The 14,082-nt window shown below is 67.7% G+C and carries 16 protein-coding genes; 12 read left to right on the top strand and 4 right to left on the bottom strand.

From position 1 onward, the window contains the following. The first annotated feature begins 97 nt into the window (after nucleotides 1-97). Both ypfJ and AC1DY5_RS18930 read left to right on the top strand, forming a co-directional pair. Nucleotides 98-976 (top strand): KPN_02809 family neutral zinc metallopeptidase, encoded by an 879-nt coding sequence (gene ypfJ / locus AC1DY5_RS18935; RefSeq protein ID WP_478113758.1) that lies wholly within the window; start codon nucleotides 98-100, stop codon nucleotides 974-976. A gap of 85 nt (nucleotides 977-1,061) precedes the next feature. Beyond that, complete coding sequence (locus AC1DY5_RS18930; protein WP_478113756.1) at nucleotides 1,062-2,531, top strand: DEAD/DEAH box helicase; 1,470 nt, start codon at nucleotides 1,062-1,064, stop codon at nucleotides 2,529-2,531. Here AC1DY5_RS18930 and AC1DY5_RS18925 read toward each other — a convergent pair. Beyond that, the gene (locus AC1DY5_RS18925; RefSeq protein WP_478113754.1) at nucleotides 2,515-3,381 is read right to left on the bottom strand and encodes a symmetrical bis(5'-nucleosyl)-tetraphosphatase; all 867 of its coding nucleotides are present in this window, start codon (nucleotides 3,379-3,381) and stop codon (nucleotides 2,515-2,517) included. The two genes, AC1DY5_RS18930 and AC1DY5_RS18925, sit on opposite strands and share 17 nt — an antisense overlap. Nucleotides 3,382-3,404: 23 nt before the next feature. On the opposite strand from AC1DY5_RS18925, the gene AC1DY5_RS18920 reads away from it, so the two are divergent. Both AC1DY5_RS18920 and AC1DY5_RS18915 read left to right on the top strand, forming a co-directional pair. Beyond that, nucleotides 3,405-4,718, top strand: a complete 1,314-nt coding sequence (locus AC1DY5_RS18920) for a hemolysin family protein (RefSeq protein ID WP_478113752.1) — start codon at nucleotides 3,405-3,407, stop codon at nucleotides 4,716-4,718. Nucleotides 4,719-4,805: 87 nt separating this feature from the next. Next, complete coding sequence (locus tag AC1DY5_RS18915; protein WP_478113750.1) at nucleotides 4,806-5,939, top strand: zinc-binding dehydrogenase; 1,134 nt, start codon at nucleotides 4,806-4,808, stop codon at nucleotides 5,937-5,939. Between the two features lie 27 nt (nucleotides 5,940-5,966). On the opposite strand, the gene AC1DY5_RS18910 is transcribed toward AC1DY5_RS18915, so the two are convergent. The 3 genes from AC1DY5_RS18910 to flgA all read right to left on the bottom strand — a co-directional run bounded on the left by AC1DY5_RS18910 (nucleotide 5,967) and on the right by flgA (nucleotide 7,484). After that, entirely contained in the window at nucleotides 5,967-6,410 is a 444-nt protein-coding gene (locus AC1DY5_RS18910) for a flagella synthesis protein FlgN (protein ID WP_478113749.1), read from the bottom strand. A gap of 5 nt (nucleotides 6,411-6,415) precedes the next feature. After that, a complete protein-coding gene (gene flgM, locus AC1DY5_RS18905) occupies nucleotides 6,416-6,706 on the bottom strand; it encodes a flagellar biosynthesis anti-sigma factor FlgM (RefSeq protein ID WP_478113764.1) in 291 nt (96 codons plus the stop codon). A gap of 76 nt (nucleotides 6,707-6,782) precedes the next feature. Beyond that, nucleotides 6,783-7,484 carry a flagellar basal body P-ring formation chaperone FlgA gene (gene flgA, locus AC1DY5_RS18900; RefSeq protein WP_478113747.1) on the bottom strand — a complete coding sequence of 234 codons (702 nt, stop codon included), beginning with the start codon at nucleotides 7,482-7,484 and terminating at the stop codon, nucleotides 6,783-6,785. Nucleotides 7,485-7,695: 211 nt separating this feature from the next. Between flgA and flgB the strand changes: the two genes are divergently transcribed. From flgB to AC1DY5_RS18860, 8 genes are all read left to right on the top strand, one after another. Beyond that, nucleotides 7,696-8,103 carry a flagellar basal body rod protein FlgB gene (gene flgB / locus AC1DY5_RS18895; RefSeq protein ID WP_478113745.1) on the top strand — a complete coding sequence of 136 codons (408 nt, stop codon included), beginning with the start codon at nucleotides 7,696-7,698 and terminating at the stop codon, nucleotides 8,101-8,103. A 45-nt stretch (nucleotides 8,104-8,148) separates the two neighbouring features. After that, on the top strand, nucleotides 8,149-8,544 hold the full coding sequence (gene flgC, locus AC1DY5_RS18890; protein ID WP_478113762.1) for a flagellar basal body rod protein FlgC: 396 nt from the start codon (nucleotides 8,149-8,151) through the stop codon (nucleotides 8,542-8,544). A gap of 20 nt (nucleotides 8,545-8,564) precedes the next feature. Beyond that, nucleotides 8,565-9,251 carry a flagellar hook assembly protein FlgD gene (locus AC1DY5_RS18885; RefSeq protein ID WP_478113743.1) on the top strand — a complete coding sequence of 229 codons (687 nt, stop codon included), beginning with the start codon at nucleotides 8,565-8,567 and terminating at the stop codon, nucleotides 9,249-9,251. Between the two features lie 79 nt (nucleotides 9,252-9,330). Next, the gene (gene flgE, locus AC1DY5_RS18880; protein WP_478113741.1) at nucleotides 9,331-10,542 is read left to right on the top strand and encodes a flagellar hook protein FlgE; all 1,212 of its coding nucleotides are present in this window, start codon (nucleotides 9,331-9,333) and stop codon (nucleotides 10,540-10,542) included. Nucleotides 10,543-10,588: 46 nt separating this feature from the next. Beyond that, on the top strand, nucleotides 10,589-11,332 hold the full coding sequence (locus AC1DY5_RS18875) for a flagellar basal body rod protein FlgF (protein ID WP_478113740.1): 744 nt from the start codon (nucleotides 10,589-10,591) through the stop codon (nucleotides 11,330-11,332). Between the two features lie 29 nt (nucleotides 11,333-11,361). Beyond that, a complete protein-coding gene (flgG, locus tag AC1DY5_RS18870; protein ID WP_478113739.1) occupies nucleotides 11,362-12,144 on the top strand; it encodes a flagellar basal-body rod protein FlgG in 783 nt (260 codons plus the stop codon). Continuing rightward, nucleotides 12,141-12,824 (top strand): flagellar basal body L-ring protein FlgH, encoded by a 684-nt coding sequence (locus tag AC1DY5_RS18865; RefSeq protein ID WP_478113738.1) that lies wholly within the window; start codon nucleotides 12,141-12,143, stop codon nucleotides 12,822-12,824. Before flgG ends, AC1DY5_RS18865 begins: the two co-directional genes overlap by 4 nt. 35 nt (nucleotides 12,825-12,859) lie before the next feature. Then, on the top strand, nucleotides 12,860-13,963 hold the full coding sequence (locus tag AC1DY5_RS18860) for a flagellar basal body P-ring protein FlgI (RefSeq protein WP_478113760.1): 1,104 nt from the start codon (nucleotides 12,860-12,862) through the stop codon (nucleotides 13,961-13,963). The last annotated feature ends 119 nt before the right edge of the window (nucleotides 13,964-14,082 follow it).

Genomic DNA, 14,082 nt, shown 5'->3' with positions numbered 1-14,082 from the left:
GCCCCGGGCCGCGGCGCGATGAACGTTGGCTACGTGGTCTCGCGTTGAGCGCGTACCATTCTGCGACGGCCGTCGGCAAGGTGGCGAGGAGTATGCGATGAGATGGGAAGGTAACGAACAATCGGACAACGTCGAGGATCGCCGCAGCGGCGGCGGCTTTGGCGGCCTGCCCATCGGCGGGCGCAGCGTCGGCATCGGCACCGTGGCGGTGGCCTTGATCGCCGGCTGGATCTTCGGCATCAACCCGCTGACGATGCTCGGAATGCTGGCCGGGGGCGGCGAGCCGGCACCGCAGGTGCAGCAGCAGGGGCCGGCCCACAAGCCGCCGCCCGGTGACCGCGAAGCGGCTTTCGTCTCGACCGTGCTGAAGAACACCGAGGTGGTCTGGAGGGATATCTTCCGCCAGAACGGCGGCAGCTATACGCCGTCGCGGCTGGTGCTGTTCCGCGGCGCGACGCCGACCGCCTGCGGCACCGGCCAGTCGGCCATGGGGCCCTTCTATTGCCCGGGCGACCAGAAGGTCTACATCGACCTGGGCTTCTTCGACACCCTCCAGAACCAGCTTGGCGCACCCGGCGTGTTCGCCAAGGCCTACGTGATCGCGCACGAGATCGGCCACCACGTGCAGGACGAACTCGGCATCACGGGCAAGGTCGACCAGATGCGCGGACGGCTCAGCCAGGCGCAGAACAATGCACTCAGCGTGCGCGTCGAACTCCAGGCCGACTGCTTGGCGGGCGTCTGGGCCCACCACTCGCAGGAGTCGAAGCAGTGGCTGGATCCGGGCGACATCGAGGCCGCCATGAACGCAGCCCAGAAGATCGGCGACGATGCCCTGCAGCGCTCCGCCGGCCGCGCCATCGTGCCCGACAGCTTCACCCATGGCACGAGCGCCCAGCGCCAGCGCTGGTTCGGTGCCGGCTACAAGTCCGGAAACATGCAGGATTGCGACACTTTCGCTTCCAAATCCCTCTAGCGAGGGGCATTTCCGCAACCTGTTACGAAGCCTCCTGAGGCTTGTCAAGCTTGTTTTTTGCGGCAGTGCGACAATAGAGGGCTTCATGACAAGCTCCTTCTCCAATCTTTCCCTGGCTGAACCCCTCGCGCGCGCCGTAGCCGAAATGGGCTACGAAACCATGACGCCGATCCAGGAACAGGCCATTCCGGTGGTTCTGTCGGGTCAGGACGTGATGGGTGCGGCGCAAACCGGCACCGGCAAGACGGCGGCTTTCTCGCTGCCGCTGCTGCAGCGCATGCTCAAGCACGAGAACAGCTCGACCTCGCCGGCCCGCCATCCGGTGCGGGCGCTGGTGCTGCTGCCTACGCGGGAACTGGCCGACCAGGTCGCGCAGCAGGTCAAGCTCTACGCCAAGTACACCAACCTGCGCAGCGCCGTGGTGTTCGGCGGCATCGACATGAAGCCCCAGACCCTCGAGCTCAAGAAGGGCGTCGAGGTGCTGGTCGCCACGCCTGGGCGGCTGCTCGACCATATCGAGGCCAAGAACGCGGTGCTGAACCAGGTCGAGTACGTGGTGCTCGACGAGGCCGACCGCATGCTCGACATCGGCTTCCTGCCCGATCTTCAGCGGATCCTGTCGTATTTGCCGAAGCAGCGTACGACGCTGTTGTTCTCGGCCACCTTCTCGCCCGAAATCAAACGGCTGGCGGGCAGCTACCTGCAGAACCCGGTGACGATCGAGGTGGCGCGGCCGAACGAGACCGCCTCCACGGTCGAGCAGCGCTTCTACAGCGTCAGCGACGACGACAAGCGCCGTGCCCTGAAGCAGATCATCCGCCAGCGCGGCCTCACCCAGGCCTTCGTCTTCGTCAACAGCAAGCTGGGCTGCGCCCGGCTGGCGCGGTCGCTCGAGCGCGAGGGCCTCAACACCACCGCGCTGCATGGCGACAAGAGCCAGGATGAGCGCCTGAAGGCGCTGGCCGCCTTCAAGGCCGGCGAGGTCGACCTGCTGGTGGCGACCGACGTCGCCGCCCGCGGCTTGGACATCAAGGACGTGCCGGCGGTGTTCAATTTCGACATCCCGTTCAACGCCGAGGACTACGTGCACCGCATCGGCCGCACCGGCCGCGCTGGCGCCTCGGGCCTGGCCGTGAGCTTCGCCAGCGGCGGCAACGACGTCCGGCTGGTGGCCGACATCGAGAAACTGATCAAGATGAAGATCGAGCTCGAGCCGGTCGAGTTCGAGGAAGACCTTCCGCGCGGCCGCATCAACGACGGCCGCCGCCATTGGCGCGAAGAGGGCGAGGCCGGCGACGCGCGCGACGTGCTCGACACCCTGGACCGTCAGCGCGAGCGCAGCGACAGCCGGCCGGTGCGCAGCACGCGTCCGCACCGGGCACCCTCGGCGCCGCGCGATCCCTTCTTCGAGCAGCCCTACGAGGCGCCGGCCGAGCGCGAGGCGGCGCCGGCCTGGGAGGCTGCCGCCAAGGCCGCCCCCTTGCGTGGCATCTCGGCCAACATCAAGTCAAAGCGCAAGGTGCCTGCGCTGTTCAAAGCTACCGAAACCAGTTGATCCGCTGAGCAGCGGGCTTCTGGGCTTGCGGGCAGCGGACCTGGATCAGCTCCCGATCCTGCAGCGTGGCGCCGATGCGCACCGCGCTGAGGCTGCGGCCCCAGATGCAGCCGGTGTCGGTCGACAGCAGGTCGGGCTGCGAGAGCCAGCCCAGCGTCGACCAGTGGCCGAAGGCCACGGTCGCGGTCGCCGACCGCCGGCCGGGCACCTCGAACCAGGGCATGAAGCCCGCCGGTGCGGTGGCCGCGCCATCCTTGCTGTCGAACTCCATCTCGCCATCGGCGGTGCAGAAGCGCATCCGAGTTAGCGCATTGACGATCACGCGCAGACGCGCACTGCCCGAGAGGGCATCACTCCATTGCACCGGCTCGTTGCCGTACATGGTCTGCAGGAAGTCGGCCAGCGACGGCCCGCGGAGCACCGATTCGAGCTCGGCCGCGACCGTCAGGGTGTCCTGGACGCTCCATTGCGGCAGCACGCCGGCATGCACCATCAGCAGATCGCCGTCGCCGACGCGCCGATGCAGCGCCAGCGGCCGGTGGCGCAGCCAGTCGAGCAGTGCGGCGCGGTCGGGGGCCTCGAGCACGGCTTGTAGCGTGTCCTTGCGGCTCGCCTTGCGTGCGCCATGGGCGACGCCCAGCAGGTGCAGGTCGTGGTTGCCGAGCAGGCTCTGGGCCGCTGCGCCATAGCGCTGCACGCGGCGCAGCACCTCGAGCGATGCCGGCCCGCGATTGACCAGGTCGCCGAGCAGCACCAGCGAGTCGCGGCTGGGAGAAAAAGCGATGTCGTCCAGCAGGCGCCGCAGGGGATCGTCGCAGCCCTGCACGTCACCGATCAAGTAAAGTGCCATGGTCCCCATTCTCTCCCGCGTTCATGGATGTTCTCCTCCTGGCCTTGCTGACCACGCTCAACGCGTTGTTCGCGATGTCCGAAATGGCCCTGTCCACGAGCCGCCGTGCCCGCCTCGCGGCGCTGGCGGAGACCGGTGATGCGGGTGCCGCCGCGGCGCTCAAGCTGATGGAGGATCCGACGCAGTTCCTGTCCAGCGTGCAGATCGGCATCACCTCGATCGGCATGCTCAGCGGCATCGTGGGCGAGGCCGCTTTCGCCGAACCGCTCGCGGGTTGGATGCGCCACATGGGCATCGGCGTCGGCACCGCCAGCGTCGCTTCGACCGCGGTGGTGGTGAGCTGCATCACCTTCTTCACGATCCTCTTCGGTGAGCTGGTGCCGAAGCGAATCGGCCAGCTCTACCCCGAACCGGTGGCCCGCTTCGTGGCCCGGCCGATGCGCGGCCTGGCCACCGGGGCCAAGCCCTTCGTGCTGCTGCTGTCGGGTGCCACGGCCACCACGTTGAAATTGCTGCGCATCGATTCGAACGCGGCTCGGGTTGTGACGGAAGAAGAGATCTCGGCCAGTCTCGAAGAAGGCGTCGATGCCGGCGTGATCGAGATGCACGAGCACCAGATGGTGCGCAACGTGTTCCACCTCGACGACCGGCGGCTGTCCTCGCTGATGATTCCCCGGGCCGACATCGAGTGGCTAGAGGCCTCCTGGACCGTGGCGGAGTGCCTGCAGAAGGTGTCCGCGGCCGGCGCGCTGAACCTGGTGCATTCCTGGTACCCGGTGTGTCGCAACTCGCTCGACGACGTGGTCGGGGTGATCAGCGTCGCGCACCTGCTGCGGCTTGGCCCAGCGCACGAGGGCCCCATCGAGCCCTCGGCCCAGCCCGCGGTCTTCGTGCCTGAGACGCTGACCGGCATGGAACTGCTCGAGCAGTTCCGCTCGCACGCCGGCCGGCTGGTCTTCGTGGTCGACGAATACGGCGTGGTGCAGGGCCTGATGACCCCGCGCGACCTGCTGGAGGCGATTACCGGTGAGCTGCAGGTGGCCACGCACGCCGAGGCCTGGGCCCGCGAACGGCCCGACGGCGTCTGGGAGCTCGACGGCCTGATGCCGGTCTCGGAGCTGCGCGCGCGCCTGGGGATCCGCGAGCTGCCCGACGAAGATCGCGGGCGCTACAACACCGTGGCCGGGCTGCTAATGTTCGTCTCGGGCCGCCTGCCCGAAGTCGGCGAGCGCATCGACTGCGCGGGCTGGTGCTTCGAGGTGGCGGCGCTCGAGGGCAAGCGGATCGATCGCGTGCTGGCCTACCCGGATGCAGGGGCTGCAGATCTGGCGCCTTGAGTCTTGCATCGCCCCAGAAATGGTCGGCGTGCCGAGCACGCCTGAATCGCCGCTCCTATACTGGCCGGCCCAGACCCGGAGACCCCCATGACACTGCCCGCCACCACCCTGCAAATTCGCTCGCTCGTCAGCAGCAGCGGCGAACTGACCTTGTCGCTGGCCGAGGAGGCGATCCCCCAGCCGGCCGCCCATGAGGTGATCGTGCGGGTCGAGGCCGCGCCGATGAATCCGTCGGACCTCGGACTGCTGTTCGGCGGCGCCGACCTGCGCACCGCCAAGGCATCGGGCACGGCGTCGAGGCCGGTCATCACCGCCGGCGTGCCTGAGGCCGCGATGAAAAGCATGGCCGGTCGCCTCGACCAGTCGATGCAGGTCGGCAACGAAGGCGCCGGCGTGGTCGTGGCGGCCGGCGCCGCGCCCGAGGCGCAGGCGCTTCTCGGCAAGACCGTGGCGGCACTCGGCGGCGCGATGTACACGCAGTACCGCTGCATCGCCGCCGCCCAGTGCATGGCGCTGCCCGAGGGCACGACGGCGGTCGAAGGCGCGTCGGCCTTCGTCAACCCGCTGACCGCACTCGGCATGGTCGAGACCCTGCGGCGCGAGGGCCACAAGGCGCTGGTGCACACCGCCGCGGCGTCCAACCTGGGCCAGATGCTGAACCAGATCTGCCTCAAGGACGGCATCGACCTCGTGAACATCGTGCGCAAGAAGGAGCAGGAGGCCATCCTGCGTGGCCTCGGCGCCAGGTACGTCTGCAACACCGAGTCGCCCACCTTCATGCAGGACCTGACCGATGCGCTGGTCGCCACCGGCGCCACCCTGGCCTTCGACGCCATCGGCGGCGGCAAGCTGGCGGGCCAGATCCTGACCTGCATGGAAGCCGCGCTCAACAAGACGGCCACCGAATACAGCCGCTACGGCTCCAGCACCCACAAGCAGGTCTACATCTACGGCGGTCTCGACCGCGGGCCGACCGAGTTCGCGCGTGGCTTCGGCATGACCTGGGGCATGGGGGGATGGCTGCTGTTCCCGTTCCTGCAGAAGATCGGGCCCGAGGGCGTGGCCAATCTCAAGGCACGCGTGGYGGCCGAGCTGAAGACCACCTTTGCGAGCCACTACACCGCGGAACTGTCGCTGGTCGAGGCRCTGAGCCTGGAACGGATCGCGGTCTATTCCCGCCACGCGACCGGCGAGAAGGCCCTGCTGAACCCCAACAAATGAATCGGCGGCCGCAGGCGCCGATCCATTTCAACCTAGGGCCAGGCGGTTGCCGCTGCGGGCGGTCTTGCGGATCCCGTCCGGGCCGTAGATCAGCAGCACGCTCGATTGCAGGAAGTGCAACGCGCGCTGCGTGAAATCGAGGTGCGTGTGGACCATCGAGCCATTGTGCAGGTTTCGTGCCTTGGCCTCTTCGGCCAGTTCAAGCAGGGCCGTCCAGGCCTGGCTCGTCGCCTCGCCGGCGGCGGCCGCCGCGGCTTCGGCGCCGACCTGGCCGGGCTCGAATCCCAGTGCCACCTGCGCCGTCTCGCGCTGGCGGTCGAGCGTTGCCATGCGGTCCAGCAGAGCGACCTTCTGGTCGGTGATCGCCCCCAGTTCGCCGAAGCGGGCGTCCCTCATGGCCTGTTCTTCCTGGTCGAGAACGGAGAGGAACTCCTCGATGCAGGTCTTCTCCGCGTGCAGGTAGAGCAGCATGGTGTTCATGGCTTCGGTTCCGGATCGAGCAGGTCGCGCACGCTGGCCAGAAGGCCGCTGGCGATGCGCTCGGGGTGGACCTGATAGCGACCGGCGCGGATGTCCTCGCGGATCGCCGCGACGCGGGCAGCGTCGAAGTCGCTGCCGCCGGGCGCGCTGGGCATGGTTCGGACTTGTCCCATGGCTTGCACTCCGTCCGTGGCGGGCGCCGCAGCGCCATCGACGCCGCTGGTCGCGGCAGCTCCCGCCTTGGTCGGACGGCTGAGGGGCGTGGCCGAGGGGCCGGATGGATCGATTTTCARGATGGTTCCTCAAAGGGCTGACCCGTATATCGGCGGACGCAGCAAGAACTTTAGGCGGAAGTGTGTCGAATTATTGGGCGAGTTGGATCTGGCCGCTTCCGGTCGCCACGCCGGTGAGCAGGCGGCCGTCGCGGGTCTTGGCCTGCACGCTGGCGCCGGCCTCGGCGCGGGTCATGGCCTTGCCTTCGGTGCTGATCGTGAATCCGGCCCCCTGGGCGACCAGCTGCACGGTCTGGCCCTGCTGGATCACGACCACGCCGCGCATCGTTTCCTTGCGCAGCGGGGCGCCGGCGGCGATCCGGTTGGTGGCCACCACGCCCTGCAGCGCCGAGGCCTCGGTGACCACCGAGCGCGGCAGGTCGCCGAGATCGCCGCTGCGCTCGGTCACATCGGCGGCGCCCAGGGTCTGTCCGGCCTCGATCGCACGCGCGGCGACGAAATAGCGGCCTTCGACCGCGACCTGGGCCGGTACGAAACGGGTCCAGGGCTTGTCGCCCCGGCAGCGCAGGCCGATCGAGATGCGGCCCCGGGGTGCGGTGCCATGCGGCAGGAAGGCCTCGAAGTCACCGCAGGGCGGCAACGTGCCGGCGGCCTGGGTGCTGAAGCTGACCTTGCCGGGCAGTCCAGCGGTCTGCTTCTGCAGCAGGTCCTCGATCGCCGTCCGTGCGCCCTCGGGCAGCGACGCCGCCGCGGTGGGGGAGGCGCCCGCCACGGCCATCAGGGCGGGCAGCGCGATGTGCAGGAAGCGGGTCCGGGAGGGACGGTGTTGCATAAGGAGTGCCTCGGGAAGCGCGGGTGGGATACAGGAGGGAAGCGCACCGGCGCCGGGTCATTCTAGGAACGGACCGGTCGAGGCGAAGTGGCGAAGTGCTGGCGAAATGCCCCTTTGTTCCGCCCATTGCAAACGCGATGGATCCATAGACTCGCTTTCCATCTGTCGCCATGCCGTCTTGTGCGGACGCGACGCCAACCGATGGAACCCCATGATCGACAAGCTCGATGCGGCACTTGCCTTCAACCGCGAAGCCCTCAACCTCCGGGCCCAGCGCCAGGAAGTCCTGGCCGCCAACATCGCCCACGCCGACACGCCGAACTACAAGGCGCGTGATTTCGATTTCGCCAGCCGGCTGACCCAGGCGATGGAGCAGGGCCGGCAGTCGCAGTCCTTCGCGCTCGCCACGACCTCCTCGCGCCACCTGGCCGGCGAGTCGAAGTCGATGCCCGACCAGGACCTGCTCTATCGGGTGCCGAGCCAGTCGAGCATCGACGGCAACACGGTCGAGATGGACGCCGAGCGCATCAACTTCGCCGACAACGCGCTGCGCTATGAGTCGAACCTGACGGTGATCAACGCCAAGATCAAGTCGCTGCTGTCGGCCGTGCAGCAGTAAGCGGCAGCAACAAGAAAGAACGCCATGCCGCTTCCCAGTGCTTCCATGAACATCTTCAACGTGGCGGGATCCGCCATGGCCGCGCAGTCCCAGCGCATGAACGTGACCGCGAGCAATCTCGCCAATGCCGAAAGCGCGGCCGGCCCCGATGGCCAGCCCTACCGCGCCAGGCAGGTGATGTTCGAGGTCGCGGGCACGGGTGGGCAGGACATCGGCGGCGTCAGCGTCGCCGGCGTGATCGAGGACTCCGCGCCCGCCAAGCTGGTCTTCGACCCCAAGAATCCGCACGCCAATGCCGACGGCTATGTCGCGATGCCCAACGTCAACGTGGTCGAGGAGATGACCAACATGATCTCGGCCTCGCGCAGCTACCAGGCCAATGTCGAGGTCCTCAACACCGCCAAGACGCTGATGATCAAGACATTGACTATCGGCCAGTAACAACACCCGAGAAAGCATCCATGGCGATCACCGACACCTCTTCGATTTCCGGCGCCAACGCGGCCAGCGCAGCGGCCAGCACCGCCGGCGTCGCCAATGGCGACAGCGAGCAGCGCTTCCTGAAGCTGCTGGTGACGCAGCTCAACAACCAGGACCCGCTCAATCCGATGGAGAACGCCGAGCTGACCTCTCAGCTGGCGCAGATGAGCACGGTGAGCGGCATCGAGAAGCTCAACAGCACGCTGTCGGGCCTGGTGAGCCAGACCGGCTCCAACCAGGTGCTGCAGGCGGCCTCGCTGATTGGCTACAACGTGCTGTCGCCCGGCAACACGCTGGCCACCAAGGATCCGGAGGCGGGCATGGACCCTGCGGCGCAGGCCTTCGCGGTGCAGTTGCCGGGCACGGCCGCCGACGTCGAGATCAAGATCGTTGATGCGTCGGGCAAGACCGTGCGCACGATCGAGGCCGGCGCCATGACCGAAGGCGTGAACGCCGTCACCTGGGACGGCAAGGACGACGCCGGCAACGTGGTGCCGGCGGGCAGCTACAAGTTCACCGTGGCCGCGAGCAACGGCGGCACCGCCGTGGAAGCCACGGCACTGACCTTCGCGCAGGTCGCGGCAGTCAAGCAGGGCACCGGCGGCGTCACCCTCGAATTGGCTTCGGGCCAGAGCATCGCGCTGTCCGACGTGCGGATGTTCCTCTGAGGAGCGTCGCGCGCTTTCATCCGGCGGCGGCCTCCCGGCTGCAGTCCTTCTCTTCAATGCTTCGAACCAAGGATTCATCATGAGCTTTTCCCAGGGCGTCAGTGGGCTCGGCGTGGCCGCCGCGAACCTCGATGTGATCGGCAACAACATCGCCAACTCCGGCACCATCGGCTTCAAGTCGGCGGCCGCGACCTTCCAGGACATCTATGCGGGTTCGCGGATCGGGCTCGGCGCCTCGGTGTCCGGCGTGGTGCAGAACTTCACGCAGGGCGTGACGCAGACCAGCAGCCGTCCACTCGACGTCGCGATCCTCAGCGGCGACGGCTTCTTCCGCATGACCAGCACTAGCGGCGAAGTCATGTACACGCGCAACGGCCAGTTCACCAAGGACAAGGACGGCTTCATCGTCAATTCCGGCGGCCTGCGCCTGACCGGCTACGGCGTCAATGCCAGCGGCGGCATCAACGGCGGCACGCCGTCGGCGATCCAGATCCCGACCCAGGCCATGACGCCGAACGCAACCACCAGCGTCGACGCCGAGTTCAATCTCGATGCGCGCAACACGGTGCCGACCAAGACGCCGTTCGACGCCACCGATTCGGCCACCTTCAACTATTCCAACGCCGCCGGCCCGATCTACGACTCGCTCGGCAATGCGCATGACCTGTCGGTCTACTTCGTGAAGACCGGCGCCAATGCCTGGAGCGTCTACGGCACGGCCGACGGCGCGCCGATCGGCGCGGTCCCGTTGGYCAACATGACCTTCGACACCAACGGCAACCTCACGGCGCCCGCGGGCGGCGCGATCACGCTGCCGGCGCTGAACTTCGCCAACGGCTCGTCGCCGGTCAACATCAATGTCGACCTCAGCGGCACGACGCAGTTCGGCACCGCCAACGGCATGAGCAAGCTGAGCCAGGACGGCTACACCTCGGGCGTGCTGACCTCGTTCTCGATCAATCCCGACGGCACCATCACCGGCAAGTTCTCCAACGAGCAGTCGAAGCTGATGGGCCAGGTCGTGCTGTCCTCCTTCGCGAACCCGAACGGGCTCGAGCCGAAGGGCGACAACATGTACGCCGAGACACAGGGCTCGGGCTCGGCCCTGACCAGCACGCCGGGCGAAGGCACCAAGCAGGGCTCGCTGGCCGCGGGCGCGCTCGAAGCCTCCAACGTCGACCTGACCGCGGAGCTGGTCAACCTGATCGTCGCGCAGCGCAACTACCAGGCCAATGCGCAGACCGTCAAGACCCAGGACCAGGTCATGCAGACGCTGATGAACATCCGCTGAAGCGGGGTTCCCGACCGTCGCAGTCCCTCAACAGCAGGAGCACACAGTGGATCGAATGGTGTATGTCGCCATGAGCGGCGCCAAGCAGGCCATGGAGCAGCAGGGCTCGGTCGCCAACAACATGGCGAACGTCTCGACCCCGGGCTTCCGGGCGCAGATCAACAGCTTTCGCGCCGTGCCGGTGGTCGGCGACGAGGCGCCGACGCGCGCCTTCGTCGCCGCGACCACGCCGGGCGCCGACTTCCGCCACGGTCCGCTGACCGAGACCGGCCGCGACCTCGACGTCGCGGTGCGTGGCGAAGGCTGGCTGGTGGTGCAGGTACCGGGCGGCGGCGAGGCCTACACCCGGGTCGGCAACCTGCAGGTCGGTGCCGATGGGCAGGTGATGACGATGGGCGCACGGCCCGTGATGGGAGACGGCGGGCCGCTGGTGATCCCGCCCGGCTCGACCGTGACGATCGCCTCCGACGGCACGATCACGGCCCGCGGCGCCGGTGACCCCGCCACGGGCGTGCCCGAGGTCGGCCGCATGAAGCTGGTCAACCCGAGCAACGCCGACCTGGTGCGCGGCGACGACGGCTTGTTCCGCATGCGCGATGGGCTGCCGCCGGCCCAGGCCGACGACAGCGTCGTCGTCGCCGCGGGCATGGTCGAGGGCAGCAACGTCAATCCGGTCGAGGCCATGGTGGCCATGATCGCCAACGGCCGCAGCTTCGAGATGCAGATGAAGTCGATCCAGACCGCCGACACCAATGCGCAGTCGGCCAACAAGCTGCTGGCCTACGGCTGAGCCGCAAACCCCCTCGCAGGAGTAGTTCAATGATTCGTTCCCTCTACGTGGCCAAGACCGGCCTCGAAGCCCAGCAGACGCAGCTCGACGTCGTGTCCAACAACCTGGCCAACGTCGGCACAACCGGCTTCAAGCGCAGCCGCGCGGTGTTCGAGGACCTGATGTACCAGAACCTGCGCCAGGTCGGCGGCCAGACCTCCGACCAGACGCGCCTGCCTTCCGGCCTGCAGGTCGGCACCGGCGTCCACGTGGTCGCGACCGAACGCATCCATGCGCAGGGCAACATGACCAAGACCGACAACCCGAAGGACGTCGCGATCAACGGCTCGGGCTTCTTCCAGGTGCTGATGCCCGACGGCACCACCTCCTACACCCGCGACGGCTCGTTCCAGACCGACCGCGACGGCCAGCTGGTGACCGCCAGCGGCTTCACGATCCAGCCGGCGATCACGATCCCGCAGAACGCGACCAGCATGACCGTCGGCCGCGACGGCATCGTCACGGTCACCCAGGCCGGCAGCACGGCCACGGTGCAGGTCGGTCAATTGCAATTGGCCACCTTCCTGAATCCGGCCGGCCTCGAGAGCAAGGGCGAGAACCTCTACAACGAAACCGATTCGTCCGGTGCGCCGAATCTCGTGAACCCGGGCCTCGACGGCGCCGGCATCCTGAGCCAGGGCTACACCGAGGCGTCGAACGTCAACGTGGTCGAGGAACTGGTCAACATGATCGCGACGCAGCGCGCCTACGAGATCAACAGCAAGGCGGTCCAGAGTTCCGACCAGATGCTGCAAAGGCTGGCACAGTTGTGATCGGTCACACGCGTCTTCTTCTGGCCGGGTTCGGCGTCGTGCTGGCCACGGGCTGCGCGCAGATCCCGCGCGACCCGCTGGTGCACCAGCCGATGACGGCGCGTGCCGAGCTGCAGCCGATCTCGCCGGTGCGTGCAGCCAGCGGCTCGATCTTCCAGGAGACCAATCGCAGCGTCGCGCTGTTCGAGGACCGCCGGCCGCGCAATGTCGGCGACATCCTGACCATCGTCATCAGCGAGAAGCTCAACGCGACCAAGAACTCGGGTGCCAACGCAAGCCGCGACGGCAGCGCCAGCATCGCCTTCGCCGCCATCCCGAAGTTTCTCAGTGGCCTGCTGACCGGCCAGGACGCCAAGATGAACGGCACCAACGCGCTGACCGCCAAGGGCGGTGCCAACGCGGCCAACACCTTCACGGGCGTGATCACGGTCACGGTGGTGGACGTGCTCGGCAACGGCAACCTGCTGGTCAGCGGCGAGAAGCAGATGGGCATCAACCAGGGCACCGAGTTCATCCGATTCTCGGGCGTGGTGAACCCGCGCACCGTGACCGGCAACAACACCGTGCTGTCGACCCAGGTGGCCGATGCGCGCATCGAATACACGGCCAAGGGCTACATCGACGAGGCCCAGACGATGGGCTGGATGCAAAGAATTTTCCTGAACGTGATGCCGTTCTGACCATGACCCACCTATCCGAACTCCTCTCCGCGCGCATGCGGCATGCCGGCCTGGTCCTCCTGGCCCTGTGCACGTTCGCGGCCTGCCTGCCGGCCAAGGCCGAGCGCCTGAAGGAACTCGCCAGCATCCAGGGCATGCGCGACAACCCGCTGATCGGCTATGGCCTGATGGTGGGCCTGGACGGCACCGGCGACCAGACCATGCAGACACCGTTCACGACGCAGAGCCTGAACAACATGCTGCAGCAGCTCGGCATCACGATCCCGCAGGGCGTGAACATGCAGCTCAAGAACGTCGCGGCCGTGATGGTCACGGCCCAGCTGCCGTCGTTCGCGCGGCCGGGGCAGAGCATCGATGTCACCGTGTCGTCGATGGGCAACGCCAAGAGTCTGCGCGGCGGCACGCTGCTGATGACGCCGCTCAAGGGGGTCGACGGCGCGGTATATGCGATCGCGCAGGGCAACATGGTGGTCGGCGGCGTCGGTGCCTCGGCCAATGGCAGCAAGGTGCAAATCAACCAGCTCAGCGCGGGCCGCATTCCGGGCGGCGCCACGGTCGAGCGCGTGGTCGAGTCCTCGGTCGGCGGCGACGGCGCCTTCACGCTCGAACTCATGCGCTCGGACTTCGGAACCGCCCAGCGGGCGGTCGAGGCGATCAACCGGCAGTTCGGCGGCGGCATCGCCGAAGCGGTCGATGCCCGCGTGATCCGGGTGCGCGCCCCCGAGTCGCCGCAGGCCCGGGTCGGCTTCCTGGCCCTGCTCGAAGGCCTGGAAGTCACGCCGACGCAGGCGGTGGCGAAGGTCGTGATCAATGCGCGTACCGGTTCGGTGGTGATGAACCAGGCGGTCCGCGTGAACGACTGCGCGGTGGCGCACGGCAGCCTGTCGGTGGTCATCAACACCGAGCCGCTGGTGAGCCAGCCCGGCCCGTTCTCGAACGGCCGGACGGTGACCTCGGCGACCTCTGAGATCTCGATCAACCAGCCTGGCGGCGCACTGCAGATGATCCGTGGTGGCGCCTCGCTGGCCGACGTGGTCAAGGGCCTCAACACCCTGGGCGCCAATCCGCAGGACCTGGTGTCGATCCTGCAAGCCATGAAGTCGGCCGGCGCACTGCGCGCCGAGCTCGAGATCATCTGAGCTCGGGCATGGCGATTTCCGCAGCCAACACAGGGGCCGGGGGCGACGCGGCCAGCCGGGCCGGTGCGCTCGATCAGCGCTTCGCCCTCGACGTCCAGGGCGTCGATGCATTGCGGCGC

The sequence above is a fragment of the Variovorax sp. P4_D9 genome (assembly GCF_056401695.1).
Note: the sequence above shows the minus strand (reverse complement) of the source record. Positions and strands in the feature narration are given on the sequence as shown.

Excerpts from the sequence above, each read along its gene's own strand:
- AC1DY5_RS18860 (WP_478113760.1), top strand. The coding sequence starts at position 12,860 with ATGCGGCATGCCGGCCTGGTCCTCCTGGCCCTGTGCACGTTCGCGGCC.
- AC1DY5_RS18920 (WP_478113752.1), top strand. The coding sequence starts at position 3,405 with ATGGATGTTCTCCTCCTGGCCTTGCTGACCACGCTCAACGCGTTGTTC.
- flgG (WP_478113739.1), top strand. The coding sequence starts at position 11,362 with ATGATTCGTTCCCTCTACGTGGCCAAGACCGGCCTCGAAGCCCAGCAG.
- AC1DY5_RS18885 (WP_478113743.1), top strand. The coding sequence starts at position 8,565 with ATGGCGATCACCGACACCTCTTCGATTTCCGGCGCCAACGCGGCCAGC.
- ypfJ (WP_478113758.1), top strand. The coding sequence starts at position 98 with ATGAGATGGGAAGGTAACGAACAATCGGACAACGTCGAGGATCGCCGC.
- flgC (WP_478113762.1), top strand. The coding sequence starts at position 8,149 with ATGAACATCTTCAACGTGGCGGGATCCGCCATGGCCGCGCAGTCCCAG.
- AC1DY5_RS18925 (WP_478113754.1), bottom strand. The coding sequence starts at position 3,381 with ATGGCACTTTACTTGATCGGTGACGTGCAGGGCTGCGACGATCCCCTG.
- flgB (WP_478113745.1), top strand. The coding sequence starts at position 7,696 with ATGATCGACAAGCTCGATGCGGCACTTGCCTTCAACCGCGAAGCCCTC.
- flgA (WP_478113747.1), bottom strand. The coding sequence starts at position 7,484 with ATGCAACACCGTCCCTCCCGGACCCGCTTCCTGCACATCGCGCTGCCC.
- AC1DY5_RS18930 (WP_478113756.1), top strand. The coding sequence starts at position 1,062 with ATGACAAGCTCCTTCTCCAATCTTTCCCTGGCTGAACCCCTCGCGCGC.
- AC1DY5_RS18910 (WP_478113749.1), bottom strand. The coding sequence starts at position 6,410 with ATGCTGCTCTACCTGCACGCGGAGAAGACCTGCATCGAGGAGTTCCTC.